At 70.7% G+C, this 19,763-nt stretch carries 16 protein-coding genes and 4 tRNA genes; 11 read left to right on the forward strand and 9 right to left on the reverse strand.

The window, feature by feature from the left end:
• Window positions 1-22: 22 nt before the first annotated feature.
• Both ACEPPI_RS26000 and ACEPPI_RS26005 read right to left on the reverse strand, forming a co-directional pair.
• Window positions 23-1,447, reverse strand: coding sequence for a sulfatase-like hydrolase/transferase (locus ACEPPI_RS26000; RefSeq protein ID WP_373917684.1), 1,425 nt, complete (start codon window positions 1,445-1,447; stop codon window positions 23-25).
• 186 nt (window positions 1,448-1,633) lie between these two features.
• Window positions 1,634-1,729: a putative leader peptide gene (locus tag ACEPPI_RS26005; protein WP_356219173.1), complete on the reverse strand. Its 96-nt coding sequence runs from the start codon at window positions 1,727-1,729 to the stop codon at window positions 1,634-1,636.
• Window positions 1,730-1,898: 169 nt separating this feature from the next.
• Between ACEPPI_RS26005 and purF the strand changes: the two genes are divergently transcribed.
• On the forward strand, window positions 1,899-3,416 hold the full coding sequence (gene purF / locus ACEPPI_RS26010; protein WP_030225597.1) for an amidophosphoribosyltransferase: 1,518 nt from the start codon (window positions 1,899-1,901) through the stop codon (window positions 3,414-3,416).
• Window positions 3,417-3,522: 106 nt separating this feature from the next.
• Window positions 3,523-4,593, forward strand: coding sequence for a phosphoribosylformylglycinamidine cyclo-ligase (gene purM, locus ACEPPI_RS26015; protein ID WP_266840548.1), 1,071 nt, complete (start codon window positions 3,523-3,525; stop codon window positions 4,591-4,593).
• A 102-nt stretch (window positions 4,594-4,695) separates the two neighbouring features.
• Here purM and ACEPPI_RS26020 read toward each other — a convergent pair whose 3' ends face one another.
• Together ACEPPI_RS26020 and ACEPPI_RS26025 are read right to left on the reverse strand one after the other, a co-directional pair.
• Window positions 4,696-4,959 (reverse strand): DUF3073 domain-containing protein, encoded by a 264-nt coding sequence (locus ACEPPI_RS26020; RefSeq protein WP_373917685.1) that lies wholly within the window; start codon window positions 4,957-4,959, stop codon window positions 4,696-4,698.
• Window positions 4,960-5,235: 276 nt separating this feature from the next.
• Complete coding sequence (locus ACEPPI_RS26025) at window positions 5,236-6,345, reverse strand: Leu/Phe/Val dehydrogenase (RefSeq protein ID WP_373917686.1); 1,110 nt, start codon at window positions 6,343-6,345, stop codon at window positions 5,236-5,238.
• Between the two features lie 250 nt (window positions 6,346-6,595).
• Between ACEPPI_RS26025 and ACEPPI_RS26030 the strand changes: the two genes are divergently transcribed.
• The gene (locus ACEPPI_RS26030) at window positions 6,596-7,429 is read left to right on the forward strand and encodes a hypothetical protein (RefSeq protein ID WP_373917687.1); all 834 of its coding nucleotides are present in this window, start codon (window positions 6,596-6,598) and stop codon (window positions 7,427-7,429) included.
• A gap of 579 nt (window positions 7,430-8,008) precedes the next feature.
• Complete coding sequence (gene bldC / locus ACEPPI_RS26035; protein WP_003949541.1) at window positions 8,009-8,215, forward strand: developmental transcriptional regulator BldC; 207 nt, start codon at window positions 8,009-8,011, stop codon at window positions 8,213-8,215.
• Between the two features lie 616 nt (window positions 8,216-8,831).
• Here bldC and ACEPPI_RS26040 read toward each other — a convergent pair.
• Both ACEPPI_RS26040 and hrpA read right to left on the reverse strand, forming a co-directional pair.
• Window positions 8,832-8,905: transfer RNA gene (locus ACEPPI_RS26040), tRNA-Asp, on the reverse strand.
• Window positions 8,906-8,974: 69 nt separating this feature from the next.
• The gene (hrpA, locus tag ACEPPI_RS26045) at window positions 8,975-12,898 is read right to left on the reverse strand and encodes an ATP-dependent RNA helicase HrpA (RefSeq protein ID WP_373917688.1); all 3,924 of its coding nucleotides are present in this window, start codon (window positions 12,896-12,898) and stop codon (window positions 8,975-8,977) included.
• A 150-nt stretch (window positions 12,899-13,048) separates the two neighbouring features.
• Here hrpA and ACEPPI_RS26050 point away from each other — a divergent pair, with 150 nt between their 5' ends.
• Genes ACEPPI_RS26050 through ACEPPI_RS26060 form a run of 3 tightly spaced genes read left to right on the forward strand, consistent with a single transcriptional unit; the run spans window position 13,049 to window position 15,165 of the window.
• Window positions 13,049-13,543 (forward strand): hypothetical protein, encoded by a 495-nt coding sequence (locus ACEPPI_RS26050; RefSeq protein ID WP_373917689.1) that lies wholly within the window; start codon window positions 13,049-13,051, stop codon window positions 13,541-13,543.
• Between the two features lie 54 nt (window positions 13,544-13,597).
• The gene (locus ACEPPI_RS26055) at window positions 13,598-14,344 is read left to right on the forward strand and encodes a DsbA family protein (protein WP_373917690.1); all 747 of its coding nucleotides are present in this window, start codon (window positions 13,598-13,600) and stop codon (window positions 14,342-14,344) included.
• Complete coding sequence (locus ACEPPI_RS26060; RefSeq protein ID WP_373917691.1) at window positions 14,341-15,165, forward strand: cytochrome c biogenesis CcdA family protein; 825 nt, start codon at window positions 14,341-14,343, stop codon at window positions 15,163-15,165. The genes ACEPPI_RS26055 and ACEPPI_RS26060 overlap by 4 nt, the downstream gene beginning before the upstream one ends.
• Before the next feature lie 40 nt (window positions 15,166-15,205).
• Here the strand turns inward: ACEPPI_RS26060 and ACEPPI_RS26065 are convergent.
• The 3 genes from ACEPPI_RS26065 to ACEPPI_RS26075 form a co-directional block, all read right to left on the reverse strand.
• Window positions 15,206-15,279: transfer RNA gene (locus ACEPPI_RS26065), tRNA-Phe, on the reverse strand.
• A gap of 22 nt (window positions 15,280-15,301) precedes the next feature.
• Window positions 15,302-15,375: transfer RNA gene (locus ACEPPI_RS26070), tRNA-Asp, on the reverse strand.
• Between the two features lie 38 nt (window positions 15,376-15,413).
• Window positions 15,414-15,486, reverse strand: a tRNA-Glu gene (locus ACEPPI_RS26075).
• Between the two features lie 103 nt (window positions 15,487-15,589).
• On the opposite strand from ACEPPI_RS26075, the gene ACEPPI_RS26080 reads away from it, so the two are divergent.
• From ACEPPI_RS26080 to ACEPPI_RS26095, 4 genes are all read left to right on the forward strand, one after another.
• Complete coding sequence (locus tag ACEPPI_RS26080) at window positions 15,590-15,940, forward strand: metallopeptidase family protein (RefSeq protein ID WP_030225620.1); 351 nt, start codon at window positions 15,590-15,592, stop codon at window positions 15,938-15,940.
• Window positions 15,937-16,455 carry a CrcB family protein gene (locus ACEPPI_RS26085; protein WP_373917692.1) on the forward strand — a complete coding sequence of 173 codons (519 nt, stop codon included), beginning with the start codon at window positions 15,937-15,939 and terminating at the stop codon, window positions 16,453-16,455. Before ACEPPI_RS26080 ends, ACEPPI_RS26085 begins: the two co-directional genes overlap by 4 nt.
• Window positions 16,452-16,826 (forward strand): CrcB family protein, encoded by a 375-nt coding sequence (locus tag ACEPPI_RS26090; protein ID WP_373917693.1) that lies wholly within the window; start codon window positions 16,452-16,454, stop codon window positions 16,824-16,826. The genes ACEPPI_RS26085 and ACEPPI_RS26090 overlap by 4 nt, the downstream gene beginning before the upstream one ends.
• 990 nt (window positions 16,827-17,816) lie before the next feature.
• Window positions 17,817-19,763, forward strand: a 1,947-nt coding sequence (locus tag ACEPPI_RS26095) for a DEAD/DEAH box helicase (RefSeq protein WP_373917694.1), incomplete at its 3' end; no start/stop codon positions are given.

Genomic DNA, 19,763 nt, shown 5'->3' on the forward strand with positions numbered 1-19,763 from the left:
CCCGGTTCCCTCACCCGGGGCATCACACCGGGTACGGCAGCAGCCCCGCGTCCGTCTTCTCCCAGGCCGCCCGCAGCTCCGCCAGCCGGGCCGGTTCCACGGCCGCCTTGTCGGCCTGCTCGCGGAGGTCCCCGGCCAGGTTGAACAGCTGGTCGCGGCCCGACTTGCCCCGGTAGTACTTCCAGTCCCCGCGGCGCAGCGCCCGTTCCCCGCGCACCCGCCAGAACAGGTTCCGCTCGGCGATCCGCTCGCCCCGCAGCAGGTATCCGGCCAGGCTCACCCCGTCCAGCGGGTACGCCCGGTGCGGCCGGGTCCCGGCGAGCTCCAGCAGCGTGGCCGTCCAGTCCGGGCTGAACACCGGCACCCGGCTGACCTGGCCGCCGTCCAGCCGGGCGGGCCAGCGCAGGATGTTCGGCACCCGGATCCCGCCCTCCTGGAGCGAGGCCTTGTTGCCTGACAGCGGCCAGTTGTACGAGAAGCGCTCGCCGCCGTTGTCGCTGGAGAACACCACGATCGTGTCCTCCTCCTGCCCGGAGCGCTTCAGCGCCTTCAGCACCTCGCCGACCGACCGGTCCAGGTCCTCGACCATCTGCTTGTACTTCTCGACAGAGCCGCCGTCCTGGTGCCACAGCGCCCGCCCGTCACCCGCCTTGATCCGGCGGACGATCTCGGCGCTCTCCGCCGTGTCCCCCTCGGCGATCCACGGCCAGTGCGGGGTGGTGAAGTTCAGGTTCAGCAGCCACGGCTTGCCGTGGTGGTCGCGGGAGACGTACTCGCTCGCCCGCTCCGTGATGATCTTCGTGTAGTAGCGCAGGTCCTTGTACTCGGCGTCCCCCTCGTAGAGGTCGTACTCGCCGCCCAGACCGAGCTTGGAGTAGTACTCCAGGGCCCCGCCGAAGTTCCCGAAGAACTCCTCCCAGCCCGACCTGGTCGGGCTGTAGTCCGGCAGGTAGCCCGCGTGCCACTTGCCGATCAGGGCGGTGGAGTACCCCGCCTCCTTCAGCAGCGAGGCCAGCGTCGGATGGGACGGCTCCAGCCCCACCGACTTGTCGGCGATGGGCTCGGCCAGCCCGCCCTTGGTACGCGCCGGATAGCGCCCGGTGTAGAGGCTGAAGCGGGTCGGCGAGCAGGTCGCGGAGCCCGAGTAGGCGTCGGTGAACCGCACCCCCTGACGCGCCAGCCGGTCCAGGTTCGGGGTCTTGATGTGCGGCGAGCCGTACGAGGACAGGTCGGCCCAGCCCAGGTCGTCGCCCAGGATGAACAGGATGTTCGGGCGCCGCGACCGCCGCTCCCGGGCCGCCCGGAACTCCCGCTCCCCGGGCCCCGCGGAGGGGCCCTCGGCAGCGGCGGCCGGGCTCGTGCCCAGCCCCACCGCGGCGGCTGCGGCGCCCACGCCGACGGCACCGCCGAAGGCACGTCGGGACAGGTTGGATTCGTACGAAGACACAAGGGCTCCAGGGCATGGCACGTAGACCCCTCCGAGGCGGCGCGGGACGGCGCGCGGCACGACGGAGCGGCCCGTACGGGCGGGGGAAGGGGAGAGCGGGAGGTCAGCGCGGAACGGCGCAACAACGGGCGCAGCGACGGGAAACGCCGGAAGGGAACGGGCGGCGCGCGTCAGCGCGCGGAGGAACTACGCGCAGCGACGACAGATGGCGCTCGCGACACGGACCAGGTCCACGTGCCGGCGCTCGACGAGGGTGACGGCTCGGTCACCGAAGGGCTGCATGAGCCGGAAGCCTGTACGAACGCACAGGTCCCTGTCAACCAGGGCATTCCGGATGCCGAGACGCCCTGATCGATCACCCTCCGCACGGGTAACCGGACTGTCCGCACTGTGACTTTTCCCGGACGTCCCCAATTCGGACCAGTGGTCGATCTCGCCTACACTCGGGGACGTGCCTCGTGGTGATGGACGACTCAACCACGACCTGCTCCCCGGCGAAAAAGGCCCCCAGGACGCTTGCGGCGTCTTCGGTGTCTGGGCTCCGGGTGAAGAGGTCGCCAAGCTCACCTACTTCGGACTGTATGCACTGCAGCACCGCGGACAAGAGTCCGCGGGCATCGCTGTGAGCAACGGTTCCCAGATCCTCGTCTTCAAGGACATGGGCCTCGTTTCCCAGGTCTTCGACGAAACCTCCCTCGGTTCGCTCCAGGGTCATATCGCGGTCGGTCACGCCCGCTATTCGACCACCGGAGCATCCGTCTGGGAGAACGCCCAGCCGACCTTCCGCGCGACCGCCCACGGCTCCATTGCCCTGGGTCACAACGGCAACCTGGTGAACACCGCCGAGCTTGCCGAAATGGTCGCCGACCTCCCCCGTCAGGACGGCCGCGCCACCCAGGTGGCGGCCACCAACGACACCGACCTCGTCACCGCCCTCCTCGCCGGCCAGACCGACGACGACGGCAAGCCCCTGACCATCGAGGAGTCGGCCGCCAAGGTCCTTCCTCAGGTCAAGGGCGCCTTCTCGCTCGTCTTCATGGACGAGGGGACCCTCTACACCGCCCGTGACCCGCAGGGCATCCGCCCGCTGGTCCTCGGCCGCCTGGAACGCGGCTGGGTGGTCGCGAGTGAGACCGCCGCCCTCGACATCTGCGGCGCCAGCTTCGTCCGCGAGGTCGAACCGGGCGAGCTCATCGCGATCGACGAGAACGGCCTGCGCACCTCGCGCTTCGCGGAAGCGAAGCCCAAGGGCTGTGTCTTCGAGTACGTCTACCTGGCGCGCCCGGACACCGACATCGCCGGCCGCAACGTCTACCTCTCGCGCGTCGAGATGGGCCGGCGCCTCGCCAAGGAAGCCCCGGTCGACGCCGACCTGGTGATAGCGACGCCGGAATCCGGCACGCCCGCCGCCGTCGGATACGCCGAAGCCAGCGGGATCCCGTACGGATCCGGCCTGGTCAAGAACGCCTACGTCGGCCGGACCTTCATCCAGCCCTCGCAGACGATCCGCCAGCTCGGCATCCGCCTCAAGCTCAACCCCCTCAAGGAAGTCATCCGGGGCAAGCGCCTGGTGGTCGTCGACGACTCGATCGTCCGCGGCAACACCCAGCGCGCGCTCGTGAAGATGCTCCGCGAGGCCGGTGCGGCCGAGGTCCACATCCGGATCTCCTCCCCGCCGGTGAAGTGGCCGTGCTTCTTCGGCATCGACTTCGCCACCCGGGCCGAGCTGATCGCCAACGGCATGACGGTCGACGAGATCGCCACCTCGCTGGGCGCGGACTCGCTCTCGTACATCTCGCTCGACGCGATGGTCGAGGCGACCACCATCCAGAAGCCCAATCTCTGCCGTGCCTGCTTCGACGGCGAGTACCCGATGGAGCTGCCCGACCCGCAGCTCCTGGGCAAGCAGCTCCTGGAGTCCGAGCTCGCGGGCGGTACCGACGCCGCCGACGCGCTCCGCCGCCCGTAGGCCGACGCTCCGCCCGGCCGGCTCAACCTGCGCTGGGCCCTGTCTTTGAGGCTTCTCCCAGGGCCCAGCACCACCCGCAGTAACGACACGAAAGCTCTCTCCTGTCATGACAGAGAAGACCACCGGTGCCAGCTACGCAGCCGCAGGCGTGGACATCGAAGCGGGCGACCGCGCCGTCGAGCTGATGAAGGAGTGGGTGAAGAAGACGCAGCGCCCCGAGGTCCTCGGCGGCCTCGGCGGCTTCGCCGGCCTCTTCGACGCCTCCGCCCTCAAGCGCTACGAGCGCCCGCTGCTGGCCTCGGCCACCGACGGGGTGGGCACCAAGGTCGACATCGCCCGCCAGATGGGCGTGTACGACACGATCGGCCACGACCTGGTCGCGATGGTCATGGACGACATCGTCGTCTGCGGCGCCGAGCCGCTCTTCATGACGGACTACATCTGCGTCGGCAAGGTGCACCCCGAGCGTGTCGCGGCCATCGTGAAGGGCATCGCCGAGGGCTGCGTCCTCGCCGGCTGCGCCCTGGTCGGCGGCGAGACCGCCGAGCACCCGGGCCTGCTGGGCCCGGACGACTTCGACGTGGCGGGCGCCGGCACCGGCGTCGTCGAGTACGACCGCCTGCTGGGCGCCGATCGCATCCGTACGGGGGACGCCGTCATCGCGATGGCTTCGTCCGGCCTTCACTCGAACGGGTACTCGCTCGTCCGCCACGTCCTCTTCGACCGGGCCGGGATGTCCCTGGACCAGCACGTCGAGGAGCTCGGCCGGACCCTCGGCGAGGAACTGCTGGAGCCGACCAAGATCTACTCGCTGGACTGCCTGGCGCTCACCCGCACGGCCGAGGTCCACGCCTACTCGCACATCACCGGCGGCGGCCTCGCGGCGAACCTGGCCCGGGTCATCCCGGACCACCTGCACGCCACGGTCGACCGCTCCACCTGGACCCCGGGCGCGGTCTTCGACCTGGTCGGCAAGGCCGGATCGGTCGAGCGGCTGGAGCTGGAGAAGACCCTGAACATGGGCGTCGGCATGATGGCCGTGGTCCCGCAGGAGTCGGTGGACGTGGCCCTGACCACCCTCGCGGACCGGGGCGTCGACGCCTGGGTCGCCGGCGAGATCCTCGACCGGGGCGACCACGCCGAGGGCGCGACCCTCACCGGCTCGTACGCGGTCTGAGCAGCACTGAAACCCGGTCCGGGGCAAAAGCCCTGGACCGGGTTTCGGTGTTTACGGGTGTTGGAGCCGCGGGCGGAACGCCCGGTGCAGGAATTCTGCGCGTCAAGCCCCGCGACGCTGCGCCGACGGACCGGACTCTTCGTCCTCGTCCTCGTCGTCATCGCTGTTGTACAGATCCGCGTACTTGGCGTACGGGTCGTCGTCGTCCAGATCGTCATCGACTTCGACCGGCGCGCTGATAGGCAGCGGCTCTGTCGGCGATGCGCCCAGCTCATTGGCCAGACGCGAGAGGTCAGTCCCGCCGCTGTTGTACTTCAGCTGGCGGGCGACCTTTGTCTGCTTGGCCTTGGCCCGGCCGCGCCCCATGGCTCGACCCCCTCGGTGACGGGGCTCGACGGCCCCAGAGTCTGACACGCGTTCATGGTTCGGAGCGGGCTCTCCGTGGAGAGACCGTCCGTAGGGGTTTAACGGTACCTGCTTCCGCGGCCATACGGTACGCCGCCCGCATGACACGCCTCGCCGCAGAACCAGCGGGGCACCCCGTACTCGCTGGTCAGCTGCGATTTTAACGCTTTCCTGGCCGACGACCCGCCGAAGTGCAGTGAGTTCCGTCTCGCCGCACCCCGGCGGGTCCCGCCGGACCTACGCCGTGCGGGCCGCGTTGCGCGCGGCGAGCGCGTCGGCCATCCGCTGCTCGGCGATCCGGTCGGCCGCGGCGGCCGGCGGGATCCCGTCCGCCTTCGCACGTGCGAATATGGCCAGCGTGGTGTCGAAGATCTTCGTCGCCTTGGCCTTGCACCGGTCGAAGTCGAAGCCGTGCAGCTCGTCGGCGACCTGGATGACACCGCCCGCGTTGACCACGTAGTCGGGCGCGTAGAGGATCCCGCGGTCGGCGAGGTCCTTCTCGACGCCCGGGTGGGCGAGCTGGTTGTTGGCCGCGCCGCAGACGACGGTCGCGGTCAGCACCGGGACGGAGTCGTCGTTCAGCGCACCGCCGAGCGCGCAGGGGGCGTAGATGTCCAGGCCCTCCGTGCGGATCAGCGCCTCGGTGTCGGCGACCGCCGTGACCTTGCCGCCGGGGTGCTTGTCGAGGATCTCGCGCACGGACTCCTCGCGGACGTCCGTGATCACGACCTCCGCGCCGTCCGAGAGCAGGTGCTCCACCAGGTGGCGGCCGACCTTGCCGACACCGGCGACGCCGACCTTGCGGCCGCGCAGCGTCGGGTCGCCCCACAGGTGCTGGGCGCTGGCGCGCATGCCCTGGAAGACACCGAAGGCGGTGAGCACCGAGGAGTCGCCGGCGCCGCCGTTCTCGGGGGAGCGGCCGGTGGCCCAGCGGGTCTCGCGGGCGACGACGTCCATGTCGGCGACGTACGTGCCGACGTCGCAGGCGGTGACGTAGCGACCGCCGAGGGACTCCACGAACCGGCCGTAGGCCAGCAGCAGTTCCTCGCTCTTGAGCACCGACGGGTCGCCGATGATCACTGCCTTGCCGCCGCCGAGGTCGAGACCGGCGAGGGCGTTCTTGTACGACATGCCGCGCGAGAGGTTGAGCGCGTCCCGGACGGCCTCCTCGTCGGAGGCGTACGCGTGGAACCGCGTGCCGCCGAGGGCGGGGCCCAGGGCGGTGGAGTGGATGGCGATGACGGCCTTGAGGCCTGAGGCTCGGTCCTGGCACAGCACGACTTGCTCGTGGCCGCCCTGTTCACTGCGGAACAGGGTGTGCAGGACGCCGTCGGTCATTTCGGTCACGGTGGTGACTCCCATGGAAGAGATGCGGCGGAAAGGACGCCCGCCCTGCGGGTGGGGGAGGGCGCACTGGGAGCAGAGTAAGACCTGCGGCGCGCGCGGGCGGCCCCTGTCCGGGGATCGGAACACTCCCGTGTGACCGGCCCCGGTCCCCGGCCCCCGGGGAGGGGGCGGACCGCAGTGCGCACCGGGCCGGCGGGGGATCGGGCGCCCCGGAGGTGAACCGGGCCCCGAATGGGGGGAGTACGAGAGCGTGAACGATTCCCCCCGCCCCGCGCCGGTCGTCCCGTACGCCTCCTACCTGCGGGTCTACGAGCCCTTGGCGGCCTTCCCGGAGCCGGAGCGGACCCACTGGGCGGACTACGCCCGGCGCGGGACCGCCCCGACGGCCCAGGACGAACTGCGCCGGTCCCTCTCCGATCTGGTGCGCGTGCCCGTGGTCGGGGTCCCGGCGCACGAGAGCGCGGACGCCTTTACGGCGGAGCTGGACGGGTCGCTGCTGGTCTGCCCCTGGCGGACCCGGCTGCGCGGCTGGCTGGCGCTGCGGGAGCTGGCGGACACCTTCCCCCCGCCGGTCCTCGACGCGGCCCTTCCGGCGGAGACCCGCCGCCGCTCCGCCGAGGAGTACGAGGCGTGGCGCGAGCGGAACCCGGACGCGCGCCCGTGGATCCGCACGGGGGTGTGGCAGGTGCCGCTGCGCTGGTTCGTGCTGGTGGCGGACGAGGAACGGGAGTACCTGCCGGGCGAACGGCTGCGCTACCGGACGCCGATGGTGCAGGCCCGGCGGCGCCTGGCCCGGGGGCTGCGGACGCTGCGGCAGGCGGAGGGGTACGGGCCGCTGGCCGAGGGGCTGGTGGAGGTCGGCAGCTGGCTGGAGGAGTTCCACCCGCGGTCGATGGTCGAACTGGACTACGGCGGGCTGCTGCACGCGCTGCCCGCTGACGAGCTGGCGGGGGACCGGACGGCCCGCGATCTGGCGGAGGGCATCGCGGCGTTGCGGGCGGGGGACCTCGACGGGGCGTCGCAGGTGTACGTCGAATTGGCACTGCGCTGGCGAAAGGTGCGGGAGAGACTGTTCGCGAACTGACGGATGAGGCATCGTGTGACGGTGGCCGCACCCCCTTTCGGACGCGGTGCGTATCGCCCGTATCGGTTGTCATCGGCTGATCGGGCACAAGTGGCTGATCAGAGGCTTGATCGCCACATTAGGGTCTTAGTCCCAGGACCTACGTCCTGATACGGGCCATTGGCCCAAGCGTGACGGAACGCACTATCTACACCCTTGCGCCCTTCCCCTACCCTCGTGCCAAAATAGGACAAGGAGTCCGGGGAGGGTTCCTTCCGCCCAACTAAGGGCGGAATGCTCGGTATTGCACTCTATGGGGGGTCTGACGACTCCTGATCGCTCTGTGACTGATCGTCACAGTGGGGTGACTGTCCGTTATGGGGCGGTCCATCGGCTTCCGCCGCTGATGAACACCTCGGAGGGCAATTCCATCGGTTTGGCCCTTGGGGCTGGACGGATGGTGTAGTTGTAGTGCCGAGGACAAGCCGTTCGTCCTATAACCGACTCGGCCTGCGTATGTCCATTTCGGGCAACGCGGGCCAAGGTGCAGAATTTAGAGGAAAGAACCGAGATGGTTCGGTTCTCCCGAGGAGGCCGCTCATGACCGCTCGCACCCCTGATGCCGAGCCGCTGCTGACCCCGGCTGAGGTTGCCACGATGTTCCGCGTGGACCCGAAGACGGTCACCCGCTGGGCCAAGGCTGGCAAGCTCACGTCCATCCGCACCCTGGGTGGACACCGCCGTTACCGCGAGGCCGAGGTTCGCGCACTGCTCGCGGGAATTCCGCAGCAGCGCAGCGAGGCCTGAGGTCCCGCAGCACCACTGCTTTAAACGGGTTCGTATCGGGTCCCCCAATCCGATGAAACCCACAAGGCTTCATGCGGTGGAGCTTGCCCCAACAGGCCACACCGTCGATCGCGCTGGACTCCGCCGGGTCCAGCGCGATCTTTTTTATGCCCGGAGGGGGGTGCCGTCCCGCGGCTGCAGGGGTGCCGGCGGGATGGGTGCCATTGCACATATTAAATCGAGCGGGCGTAGGAGTCCGATAAACGTGCGGGTCTCAAAAACTCGTGTGGTGACTCCCGTCACATCTGATAACTCTTGTACATCCGGCAATGCACCCCGTAAGGGGATCTCCCGGCGCAGAGCGACTCACGCGGATGGGGGAATTCGCCCTCCCGGGTGACAGGTGTAGCCCGAGCCGCTGGAAGGCCCCTGGAGGCCCCGTCGGACCGGGAGTGGAGTGTGAGACGACGCGGGGCCTTCAGTGGCCGCTGAAGGGCCCTCAGGGCCGTTCGGGGTCGCCGCGCGATCGGCTGGGTGATCATGCGGACACGGGGGGTGCCCCGGTGCCCGCCGGGGTCGGCCCCGGAAACGCGTCAGGGCCCGTATCCCTTGCGGAATACGGGCCCTGACGTTTCTGCGAACCTGACGGGACTTGAACCCGCGACCTCCACCTTGACAGGGTGGCGAGCTAACCAACTGCTCCACAGGTCCTCGTTCGCAGCCGATTGCCTGGCTGCGAATGACACTGTACAGCAGGTCAGGGGGTGCGGTCGAACCCGATCACGGGGCGAGGGCGTCGACCGCCTTCACGATGCGTTTGTCGGAGATCGGGTACGCCGTCCCGAGCGCGTGGGCGAAGTAGCTGACCCGCAGTTCCTCGATCATCCAGCGGATCTCGGTGACCGCCTCCGGCACCGGGCGGCCCTTCGGCAGCTGTTCCAGCAGCCACAGGTACTCGTCCCGCATCTCGTGGACCTTCTCCATGCGCGTGGTGTCGCGCTGGGCGCCCGTCGGCATCTGCTGGAGCCGCCGGTCGGCCGCCACCAGGTACCGCATCAGGTCCGGCAGCCGGCGCAGGCCCGCGAGGGTCACGAAGCCGGCCGGCACCAGGGCCGCCAGCTGAGCCTTCACGTCCGCGACGTTCCCCATCAGGGCCAGGCTGTTGGTCGCCTTCAGCCGCCGCTCGCACGCCTGCCAGGCGGCGAGCACCTGCTGCACCTGCGCGACCGTCCGTACGGTCGTGTCCACCAGATCGGCCCGCACCGCGTCGTAGAGCTTCCGGAAGCCCGCCTCGTCCCAGGCCGGACCGCCGTGGTCGGCGATCAGTTTGTCGGCCGCAGCCGTGGCGCAGTCGTCGAACAGCGCCTGGATGGAGCCGTGCGGGTTGCGGGACAGGGCCAGCTTCTGCTGGTTGGTGAGCTTGTCCGAGGCGAACTTCGCCGGGTTCACCGGGATGTTGAGGAGGATCAGCCTCCGGGTGCCCAGCCACATGGCCTGCTGCTGCTCGGCCTCGGTGTCGAAGAGCCGTACGCAGACGCTCGTCCCCGCGTCCACCAGTGCCGGGTACGCCTTCACCGGCTGGCCCGCCCGCCGGGTCTCGAACACCCGGGTCAGGGTGCCGATCGTCCAGTCGGTCAGCCCGGAGCGCTCCAGCGACTCCCCGCCCGCCCGCTCGGCGGTGGCCGCCGCGGCCTTGGACAGGGCCTGGCGGGCCTTGGGCTTCAGGGAGAGCCGCAGGGCCTCCAGGTCCTTGTCCTCGGCGAGCTTCTTGCGCCGCTCGTCGATGATCCGGAAGGTGATCTTCAGGTGGTCCGGGATCCGGGACAGGTCGAAGTCGTCGGCCGAGACCGGCACTCCGACCATCCGGTGGAGCTCCCGCGCCAGCGTCACGTGCAGCGGCTCCTGCAGGGGGACGGCCGTGTCCAGGAAGCGGGTCGCGAAGTTCGGCGCCGGTACGTAGTGCCGGCGGATCGGCTTCGGCAGCGAACGGATCAGCTCGGTGACGACCTCCTCGCGCAGCCCCGGGATCTGCCAGTCGAAGCCCTCGTCCGTGACCTGGTTCAGCACCTGGAGCGGGAGGTGGACGGTCACGCCGTCCGCGTCCGCGCCCGGCTCGAACTGGTAGGTCACCCGGAACTTCAGCCGGCCCTGCTGCCAGCTGTCCGGGTAGTCGGCCTTGGTGACCCCGGCCGCCTTCTCCGTGAGCAGCATCTCGCGCTCGAAGTCGAGGAGTTCGGGCTCCTCGCGCTTCTTGTGCTTCCACCAGGAGTCGAAGTGCGCCCCCGAGACCACGTGCTCGGGGATGCGCTGGTCGTAGAAGTCGAAGAGGGTCTCGTCGTCGACCACGATGTCCCGGCGCCGCGCCCGGTTCTCCAGCTCCTCCACCTCGGTGAGGAGCTTGCGGTTGTCGGCGTAGAACTTGTGGTGCGTGCGCCAGTCGCCCTCGACCAGCGCGTTGCGGATGAACAGCTCCCGCGAGACCTCGGGGTCGATGCGGCCGTAGTTGATCTTCCGCTGGGCGACGATCGGCACCCCGTACAGGGTCACCTTCTCGTACGCCATCACCGCCGCCTGGTCCTTCTCCCAGTGCGGCTCGCTGTACGTGCGCTTGATCAGGTGCTGCGCGAGCGGCTCCACCCACTCGGGCTCCACCTTCGCGTTCACCCGCGCCCACAGCCGCGAGGTCTCGACCAGCTCCGCCGACATCAGGAACTTCGGCTGCTTCTTGAAGAGGGAGGATCCCGGGAAGATCGCGAACTTGGCCGAGCGGGCGCCCAGGTATTCGTTCTTGTCGGTGTCCTTCAGGCCGATGTGCGACAGCAAGCCGGCCAGCAGTGAGATGTGGATGTTCGTCTCGGCGCCGTCCGCCTCGTTGACGTGGATCCCCATCGTCTTGGCGACCGTGCGCAGCTGCGAGTAGATGTCCTGCCATTCGCGGATGCGCAGGAAGTTCAGGTACTCCTGCTTGCACATCCGGCGGAAGGACGACGAGCCGCGTTCCTTCTGCTGCTCGCGGACGTAGCGCCACATGTTCAGGAACGAGAGGAAGTCGCTCGTCTCGTCCTTGAAGCGGGCGTGGTTCTGGTCCGCCTGCGTCTGCTTGTCCGAGGGCCGCTCGCGCGGGTCCTGGATCGACAGCGCCGCCGCGATCACCATGACCTCGCGGACGCAGTTGTTCTTGTCCGCCTCCACCACCATGCGCGCCAGCCGCGGGTCCACGGGCAGCTGGGACAGCTGGCGGCCCATCGGGGTGAGCCGCTTCTTGTGGTCCTTCTCGGCCGGGTCCAGCGCGCCCAGCTCCTGGAGCAGCTGCACGCCGTCCCGGATGTTGCGGTGGTCCGGCGGGTCGATGAAGGGGAACTTCTCGATCTCGCCCAGGCCCGCCGCGGTCATCTGGAGGATGACCGAGGCCAGGTTCGTGCGCAGGATCTCGGCGTCCGTGAACTCCGGACGGGCGTTGAAGTCGGCCTCGGAGTAGAGCCGGATGCAGATGCCGTCGCTGGTACGGCCGCAGCGGCCCTTGCGCTGGTTGGCGCTGGCCTGCGAGATCCGCTCGATGGGCAGCCGCTGCACCTTGGTGCGGTGGCTGTAGCGCGAGATGCGGGCCGTGCCCGGGTCGATCACGTACTTGATGCCGGGGACCGTCAGGGACGTCTCCGCGACGTTCGTCGCCAGGACGATCCGCCGGCCCGTGTGCTGCTGGAACACCCGGTGCTGCTCGGCGTGCGAGAGACGGGCGTAGAGGGGGAGCACCTCGGTGAAGCGGAGCTTGCGCTTCTCCAGCGCGTCCGCCGTGTCCCGGATCTCGCGCTCACCGGAGAGGAACACCAGGATGTCGCCCGGCCCCTCCCCCTGGAGTTCGTCGACGGCCTCGCAGATCGCGGTGATCTGGTCGCGGTCGGCGTCCTCGGAGTCCTCCTCCAGCAGCGGCCGGTAGCGGACCTCCACCGGGTACGTCCGCCCGCTGACCTCGACGATCGGAGCGTCCCCGAAGTGCCGGGAGAACCGCTGGGGGTCGATGGTCGCCGAGGTGATGACGACCTTCAGGTCGGGGCGCTTGGGCAGCAGCGTCGCCAGGTAACCGAGGAGGAAGTCGATGTTCAGGGACCGCTCGTGCGCCTCGTCGATGATGATCGTGTCGTACGCGCGCAGCTCGCGGTCCGTCTGGATCTCGGCGAGCAGGATGCCGTCCGTCATCAGCTTCACGAAGGTCGCGTCCTGGTCCACCTGGTCGGTGAACCGGACCTTCCAGCCGACCGTCTGGCCGATCTCGGACCTCAGCTCCTCCGCGATCCGCTCCGCGACCGTGCGGGCGGCGATCCGGCGGGGCTGGGTGTGCCCGATCATGCCCCGGACACCGCGCCCCAGCTCCATGCAGATCTTGGGGATCTGCGTGGTCTTGCCGGATCCGGTCTCGCCCGCGACGATCACGACCTGGTGGTCGCGTATCGCCTCGGCGATCTCGTCCTTCTTCTGGCTGACGGGCAGGTTCTCGGGATACGTGACCTCCGGCATCCGCGAGGCACGGCCGGCCAGTCGCCCGGCGGCCTTGGTGGCCTCCGCGGCGATCTCGTCGAGCACGGCCTGCTTGGCCTCGGGCTTGCGGATGCGGCGGGCGCCTTCGAGGCGGCGGCCGAGGCGGTGCGCGTCACGGAGGGAGATCTCACCGAGAAGCGTCTGCAGGGCGGCGAAGGAAGTAGACATACCTGGTCGAGGATCTCACCTGGGCCGGGCGGGTGGCGAACGCATTTGTGCCCCTCCCCGTACCATTTCGGGACGAGTCCCCCCGTTTGTGTAAGTGAGAGGCAGCCCACTGTGTCCCGCCGCCGTCGTGTGTGGTGCCTCCTGGCAGCCGTGCTCGCGACGCTCCTGGGCGCCGCTGCCCTGCCGGGCGGGATGCCGGGTGTCGTGGCCCGGCCGGGGGCGGTTGCGCCGCCGGCCGTCGTGCTGGGTGCCGTTGCGCCGCCGGCCGTCGTGCTGGGTGCCGTTGCCCCGTCGGCCGTCGTGCCCGGTGCCGTGGTGCCGGCGGGCGTCGTGTCGGGTGCCGTGGTGCCGGCGGGCGTCGTGTCGGGCGGTGCTGTCGGTGTCGCCGGGGCGGTCGGGGCCTTCGTGCCGGCCGCGGCGGCGGGGCCGCGGGAGCAGGGACCCCGCTGCGCGCCCGATGCCCCCGACCACGGCGGCGTCCCCGCCGTTCCGCCGCGGACCGGGTGCGAGCACGCGCAGCTCCCGGCCGCCGGGGTCGTCCCCGAGGGGGCCCGCCCGCGCGGCACGGCGCCCCTACGGGTCCTCGTACGCGGGCCGGACCGGCCGGCGCCCGGCCCCGTGGAGCTGTCGGTGCTGCGGGTGTAAGGGGAGCGGTCACCACCGGTCCCCCTCACCCTTCCGCCCCTCAGGAGCACCCGTATGTCCTCTTCCTCCCGCAAGCCCGCCTCCCGCAAACGCGCCTCCCGCACGCCCCTGCTGGTCTGCGCCGGGGTCGCCGCCACCGCAATCACCCTCGGACTCGTCTCCTGGCAGGCCTCGGCCCCCCGGGACGAGTCCCGCGACACAGCCTCCGCCGCCGGCTCCACCCCCCGCGCCGAGGACCCCCTGGCCGAGCTCAAGGCCCTGGCCCGCCGCGAAGCGGGCGACAAGCTGGCGCTGGGCCGCCCCGACGCGCCCGTCGTCCTCATCGAGTACTCCGACTTCAAGTGCGGCTACTGCGGCAAGTTCGCCCGGGACACCGAGCCCGCCCTGGTGAAGAAGTACGTCGACGCCGGCACCCTGCGCATCGAGTGGCGCAACTTCCCGATCTTCGGCGCCGACTCCGAGGCCGCCGCCAAGGCCGCCTGGGCGGCCGGACAGCAGGACCGCTTCGCGGCCTTCCACGCCGCCGCGTACGCCGACGGCTCCAAGGAGAAGGGCTTCGGCGAGGAACGGCTCGTCGAGCTGGCCCGCGAGGCCGGGGTCCCCGACCTGGAACGCTTCCGCCGGGACATGGCCGGCCCGCAGGCCGCCGAGGCGCTGCGCAGGGACCAGGAGGAGGGCTACCGCATCGGCGTGAGCTCCACCCCCTCCTTCCTGGTCGGCGGGCAGCCCCTGGCCGGTGCCCAGCCCCTCGCCGCCTTCGAGGCCGCCATCAGCCGGGCCGCCGCGGCGGCGGCCAAGTGAACGGCATCGGATACCTGGCCGCCCTGCTGGGCGGCCTCCTCGCCCTGCTGAGCCCGTGCAGCGCCCTGCTGCTGCCCGCCTTCTTCGCCTACTCGATCGACTCCACCTCCCGGCTCCTGGCCCGCACCGGGATCTTCTACGCCGGCCTCGCGAGCACCCTCGTACCGCTGGGCGCGGCGGGCTCGTACGCGGGCCGGTTCTTCCACGGCCACCGCGAGGGGCTCGTCCTCTTCGGCGGGTGGCTGATCATCGCGCTCGGTCTCGCGCAGATCCTCGGACTGGGCTTCTCCTCCCGCCGGATCTCCGAGCTGTCCGGGCGGATCCGGCCGGTCACCGCGCTGTCCGTGTACGCGCTGGGCGCCGTCTACGGGCTGGCCGGCTTCTGCGCCGGTCCGATCCTGGGCAGCGTCCTGACGGTGGCGGCGGTCAGCGGCAGTCCGGTCTACGGCGGCCTGCTGCTGGCCGTGTACGCGCTGGGCATGGCCGTGCCCCTGTTCCTGCTGGCCCTGCTCTGGGAGCGCTTCGACCTGGGCCGTCGGCGCTGGCTGCGCGGCCGGCCCCTGCGGCTGGGCCGGCTCCGGCTGCACTCGACCTCGCTGCTGTCCGGCCTGTTCTTCATCACCCTGGGCGCCCTGTTCCTGGCCTTCGACGGGGCGAGCGCCCTGCCCGGGCTGCTGGACGTGGACGATTCGTACGCGGTGGAGGAGCGGGTGCGCTCCGTCGCGGACGCGGTGCCGGACTGGGCGCTGCTGGGCCTGGTCGCCGCGGGTGCGGTGGCGGTCGGGCTGGTGCGCTGGCGCCGGACGCAGCGGGAGGGGTGAACGCGAAAGGCCCCGTCCGATGGACGGGGCCTTCCTTTTGTGGCTGGGGCCGGGGTCGAACCGGCGACCTATCGCTTTTCAGGCGATCGCTCGTACCAACTGAGCTACCCAGCCACGAGACTGTTTCCAGCCTCAGCGAACCTGACGGGACTTGAACCCGCGACCTCCACCTTGACAGGGTGGCGAGCTAACCAACTGCTCCACAGGTCCTTGCATTGTGCGAGAACAAGTCTCGCACATGTACTGCGTACCCCCAACGGGATTCGAACCCGTGCTACCGCCTTGAAAGGGCGGCGTCCTGGGCCACTAGACGATGAGGGCTAAAGGCCCGCCGGGCACTTTCCAGCGCGTCGGGGACGTGAGAAGCATATGGGATCGGGGGAGCTATCGCCAAAACGGTTTCCCCCGGGGCGACAATGGCCGGGTGCTGGAGATGACGCGCGAGGAGTTCGAGGAGCTCGTCGCAGAGGCCCTGGACCGCATCCCGCCGGAGCTCACGCGGCTGATGGACAACGTCGCGGTGTTCGTCGAGGACGAGCCGCCGGCGGACGATCCCGAACTGCTCGGCCTGTACGAGGGGACCCCGCTCACGGAGCGCGGCGAGTGGTACGCCGGCGTGCTGCCGGACCGCATCACCATCTACCGGAACCCCACGTTGCGGATGTGCGAGGACCGGGAGAGCGTGGTCGCCGAGACGGAGGTGACGGTGGTGCACGAGATCGCCCATCACTTCGGGATCGACGACGAACGACTGCACGCGCTGGGCTACGGGTGACCCGCCCGGCGGCGGGCGGCGAGGCGATCGACCCCGACGTCGACCTCCACGTACCCGCCCAGCGCGCCGAACCGCAGGGCCCGGTGCTGGCGGCGATCGCGGCGGGCGGGGCCCTGGGGGCCTCGGCGCGCTACGGGGTGGGCCTGCTGTGGCCGAGCGGGCCCGGGGCGTTCCCCTGGGCCACCTTCTGGATCAACGTCTCGGGCTGCGCGCTGATCGGCGTGCTGATGGTGCTGATCAGCGAGGGCGGGCGCAGCGCCCCCCATCCGCTGGTGCGGCCGTTCGTCGGCGTCGGGGTGCTCGGCGGGTTCACCACCTTCTCGACGTACGCCGTCGAGTTCTCCGGGCTGCTGGACGCGGGGCGGGCGGAGGCCGCGCTGGCGTACGCCGGGCTCACGGTGGCCGCCGCGCTGGGCGCCGTCTGGGCGGCGGCCTCGGCGGCCCGGCTCGCGGTCCGGCTCGCGGTGCGGCCCGTGGCGGGCCGTGGCGGGCCGGACGGACGGGGACGCGGGTGAACTGGCTGCTGGTGGTGGCCGGCGCGGTGGTCGGTGCGCCGCTGCGCTACCTGACCGACCGGGCCGTCCAGTCCCGGCACGACTCCGTCTTCCCGTGGGGGACCTTCGTGGTCAACGCGGCCGCCTGCCTGCTGCTGGGGGCGCTGACGGGGGCGGTGCTGGCCGGGGCGGGATCCTCGGGGGCGGCGCTGCTGCTCGGGACGGGCCTGTGCGGGGCGCTGAGCACGTACTCGACCTTCTCCTACGAGACGCTGCGGCTGGCGGAGCGCGGCTGGAGGTTCCTCGCCGTCGCGAACGTCCTGGGATCGGTGCTGGTCGGGCTCGGTGCCGTGCACCTCGGCTCGCAAGTGGCCCGACAGCTGTTCTCGTAAGGGGCGTGTCTCTTACGGGGTAAAGGGAGTTGGGCTCATTGACCCGCCCAACGCGGACCCCGTCCAGTGTCCCGGAGGTGCCCCCGTGCGCCCTTTGCCGCGCCCCATGTCCGCTTCCCTGAGACTGGCCGTCTCCGTGCTCGCCGTGGCGGCGACGGCAGGCTGCATGAGCGTCGGCGAGGAGGCCGCCAAGCCGGGTCCCGCGGCCTCCGTGGGCGGCAAGGACACGGCCGGGACGAGTGCCGGCCAGGTCGGCCACGGCTCCGGGATCCACGGCAACGGCCATGGCGTGAAGGACGGTACGGGGAACCAGGACGGCAAGTCCGCTGAGCCCGGGAAGGCTTCCGGCGCGACCGGGGCCTCACCCGGCCCGGGTGCCCCCGCGAAACCGGGGCTGCCCTCGCCGTCGGCCGGGCCGGGGGGAGGGGCGGGCGGGCAGGGCGGGCCGGTCCCGTCCGGCGGCGGTTCGGGTTCCGGTTCCGGATCGGGCGGCTCGGGCTCCGGCGGCTCGGGCTCCGGGTCGGGGTCGGGTTCCGGCTCGGGTTCTGGATCCGGAGGCTCTGGTTCCGGATCGGGGTCCGGGTCCGGCGGGAGCGGAGGGTCGACGACCACCCCGCCCGTGGTGGAACCGACCCCTCCTGTGACGCACCCCACGCCGCCGGAGACCGGTCCGCCGACCCCGCCGACGTCCGGACCGACCACCGGAACGGCCTAGCGCACGGGGGGTCCCGCCCGGTCGGGCCGGGCTGCCCGGAATGCGCATCCTTGGCGTCGTCGCAGGTCAGAGGCCATTCGCGCGGAGCGACTTGCCAGACCCCCAGGAGGGTGCGTATGGTTATAGATCGTTTGATCCCATTGCCCGGCGCCGAATCCGAAGAGCGCCGTGTGGCGCGTACTCTCCCTAGCCGTGGCTGACCGCATTGAGGCGGTCGATTTGCGATTCACGGAGTTTGGGCGCGTGCCGAGACTCCGGAAGGTTTCGCATTTCGCATGTCCATTTCCAGTTCTGACCGTTCCGTCATGCCCGAGAACGACACCAACGAGATCGTCGACGCCGAGACCCTCGCGGTCACCGAGGCCATGGAGGCCATCGAGGCGGACGAGATCATCGAGGCCCTTGAGGCCGACGTGACCGGCGACACCGCCGACTCCGCCGACGAGGCCGGCGACGCCGAGCCCACCATCACCTTCGCGGACCTCGGTCTGCCCGAGGGCGTCGTGCGCAAGCTCGCCCAGAACGGTGTCACCACCCCGTTCCCGATCCAGGCCGCGACCATCCCGGACGCCCTGGCCGGCAAGGACATCCTCGGACGCGGTCGTACGGGCTCCGGCAAGACCCTCTCCTTCGGTCTGCCCGCCCTGGCCCGCCTGGCCGGTGGCCACACCGACAAGAAGAAGCCCCGCGCGATCATCCTCACGCCGACGCGTGAGCTCGCGATGCAGGTCGCGGACGCCCTCCAGCCCTACGGCGACGTCCTCGGCCTGAAGATGAAGGTCGTCTGCGGCGGTACCTCCATGGGCAACCAGATCTACGCCCTGGAGCGCGGTGTCGACGTCCTCGTCGCCACCCCGGGCCGCCTGCGCGACATCATCAACCGCGGCGCCTGCTCGCTGGAGAACGTCGAGGTCGCCGTTCTCGACGAGGCCGACCAGATGGCCGACCTGGGCTTCCTGCCCGAGGTCACCGAGCTGCTCGACCAGATCCCCGGCGGCGGCCAGCGCATGCTCTTCTCCGCCACCATGGAGAACGAGATCGGCACCCTGGTCAAGCGCTACCTGTCCAACCCCGTCACGCACGAGGTCGACAGCGCCCAGGGCAACGTCTCGACCATGACCCACCACGTCCTCGTCGTGAAGCCGAAGGACAAGGCGCCGGTCACGGCCGCCATCGCCGCCCGCAAGGGCCGCACCATCATCTTCGTCCGCACCCAGCTGGGCGCCGACCGCATCGCCGAGCAGCTCATCGAGGCCGGCGTGAAGGCCGACGCGCTGCACGGCGGCATGACGCAGGGCGCCCGTACCCGCGTCCTCGCGGACTTCAAGGACGGCTACGTCAACGCGCTCGTCGCCACCGACGTCGCCGCCCGCGGCATCCACGTCGACGGCATCGACCTGGTCCTCAACGTGGACCCGGCCGGCGACCACAAGGACTACCTGCACCGCTCGGGCCGTACCGCCCGCGCCGGCAAGTCGGGCGTCGTGGTCTCCCTGGCCCTGCCGCACCAGCGTCGCCAGATCTTCCGCCTGATGGAGGACGCGGGCGTCGACGCCTCGCGCCACATCGTCCAGGGCGTCGGCGCGTTCGACCCCGAGGTCGCCGAGATCACCGGTGCGCGTTCGCTCACCCAGGTCCAGGCCGACTCCGCGAACAACGCCGCCAAGCAGGCCGAGCGCGAGGTCGCCGACCTCACCAAGCAGCTGGAGCGCCTGACCCGCCGCGCCGCGGAGCTGCGCGAGGAGGCCGACCGCCTCGTCGCCCGTTCCGCCCGCGAGCGCGGTGAGGACCCGGAGGCCGCCGTCGCCGAGGTCGTCGAGGCCGCCGAGGCCGAGGTCGCGGCAGCCGTCGCCGCCGTGGCCGAGCCCGTCGCCCAGGAGCGCACCTTCGAGCGCCGTGACGACCGGGGCAACTACGAGCGCCGCGACAACCGCCGCGACGACCGTGGTGGCGACCGTGGTGGCTTCCGCCGCGACGACCGTCCGTCGGGTGGTTTCCGTTCCGGTGGTGACCGTCGTGACGACAACCGTGGTGGCGGTTTCCGTCGCGACGACCGTCCGTCCGGTGGTTTCAACCGTGATGACCGTGGTGGCGACCGTGGTGGCTTCCGTCGCGACGACCGTCCGTCGGGTGGTTTCCGTTCCGGTGGTGACCGTCGTGACGACAACCGTGGTGGCGGTTTCCGTCGCGACGACCGTCCGTCCGGTGGTTTCAACCGTGAT

Origin of the sequence: Streptomyces sp. AB3(2024), assembly GCF_041862025.1 — a bacterium.
GTDB lineage: Bacteria > Actinomycetota > Actinomycetes > Streptomycetales > Streptomycetaceae > Streptomyces.

Coding starts and splice junctions, on each gene's coding strand:
- ACEPPI_RS26020 (WP_373917685.1), bottom strand. CDS start 4,959: ATGGGGCGCGGCCGGGCCAAGGCCAAGCAGACAAAGGTCGCCCGCCAG.
- ACEPPI_RS26005 (WP_356219173.1), bottom strand. CDS start 1,729: ATGCAGCCCTTCGGTGACCGAGCCGTCACCCTCGTCGAGCGCCGGCAC.
- hrpA (WP_373917688.1), bottom strand. CDS start 12,898: ATGTCTACTTCCTTCGCCGCCCTGCAGACGCTTCTCGGTGAGATCTCC.
- bldC (WP_003949541.1), top strand. CDS start 8,009: ATGACCGCTCGCACCCCTGATGCCGAGCCGCTGCTGACCCCGGCTGAG.
- purM (WP_266840548.1), top strand. CDS start 3,523: ATGACAGAGAAGACCACCGGTGCCAGCTACGCAGCCGCAGGCGTGGAC.
- ACEPPI_RS26055 (WP_373917690.1), top strand. CDS start 13,598: ATGTCCTCTTCCTCCCGCAAGCCCGCCTCCCGCAAACGCGCCTCCCGC.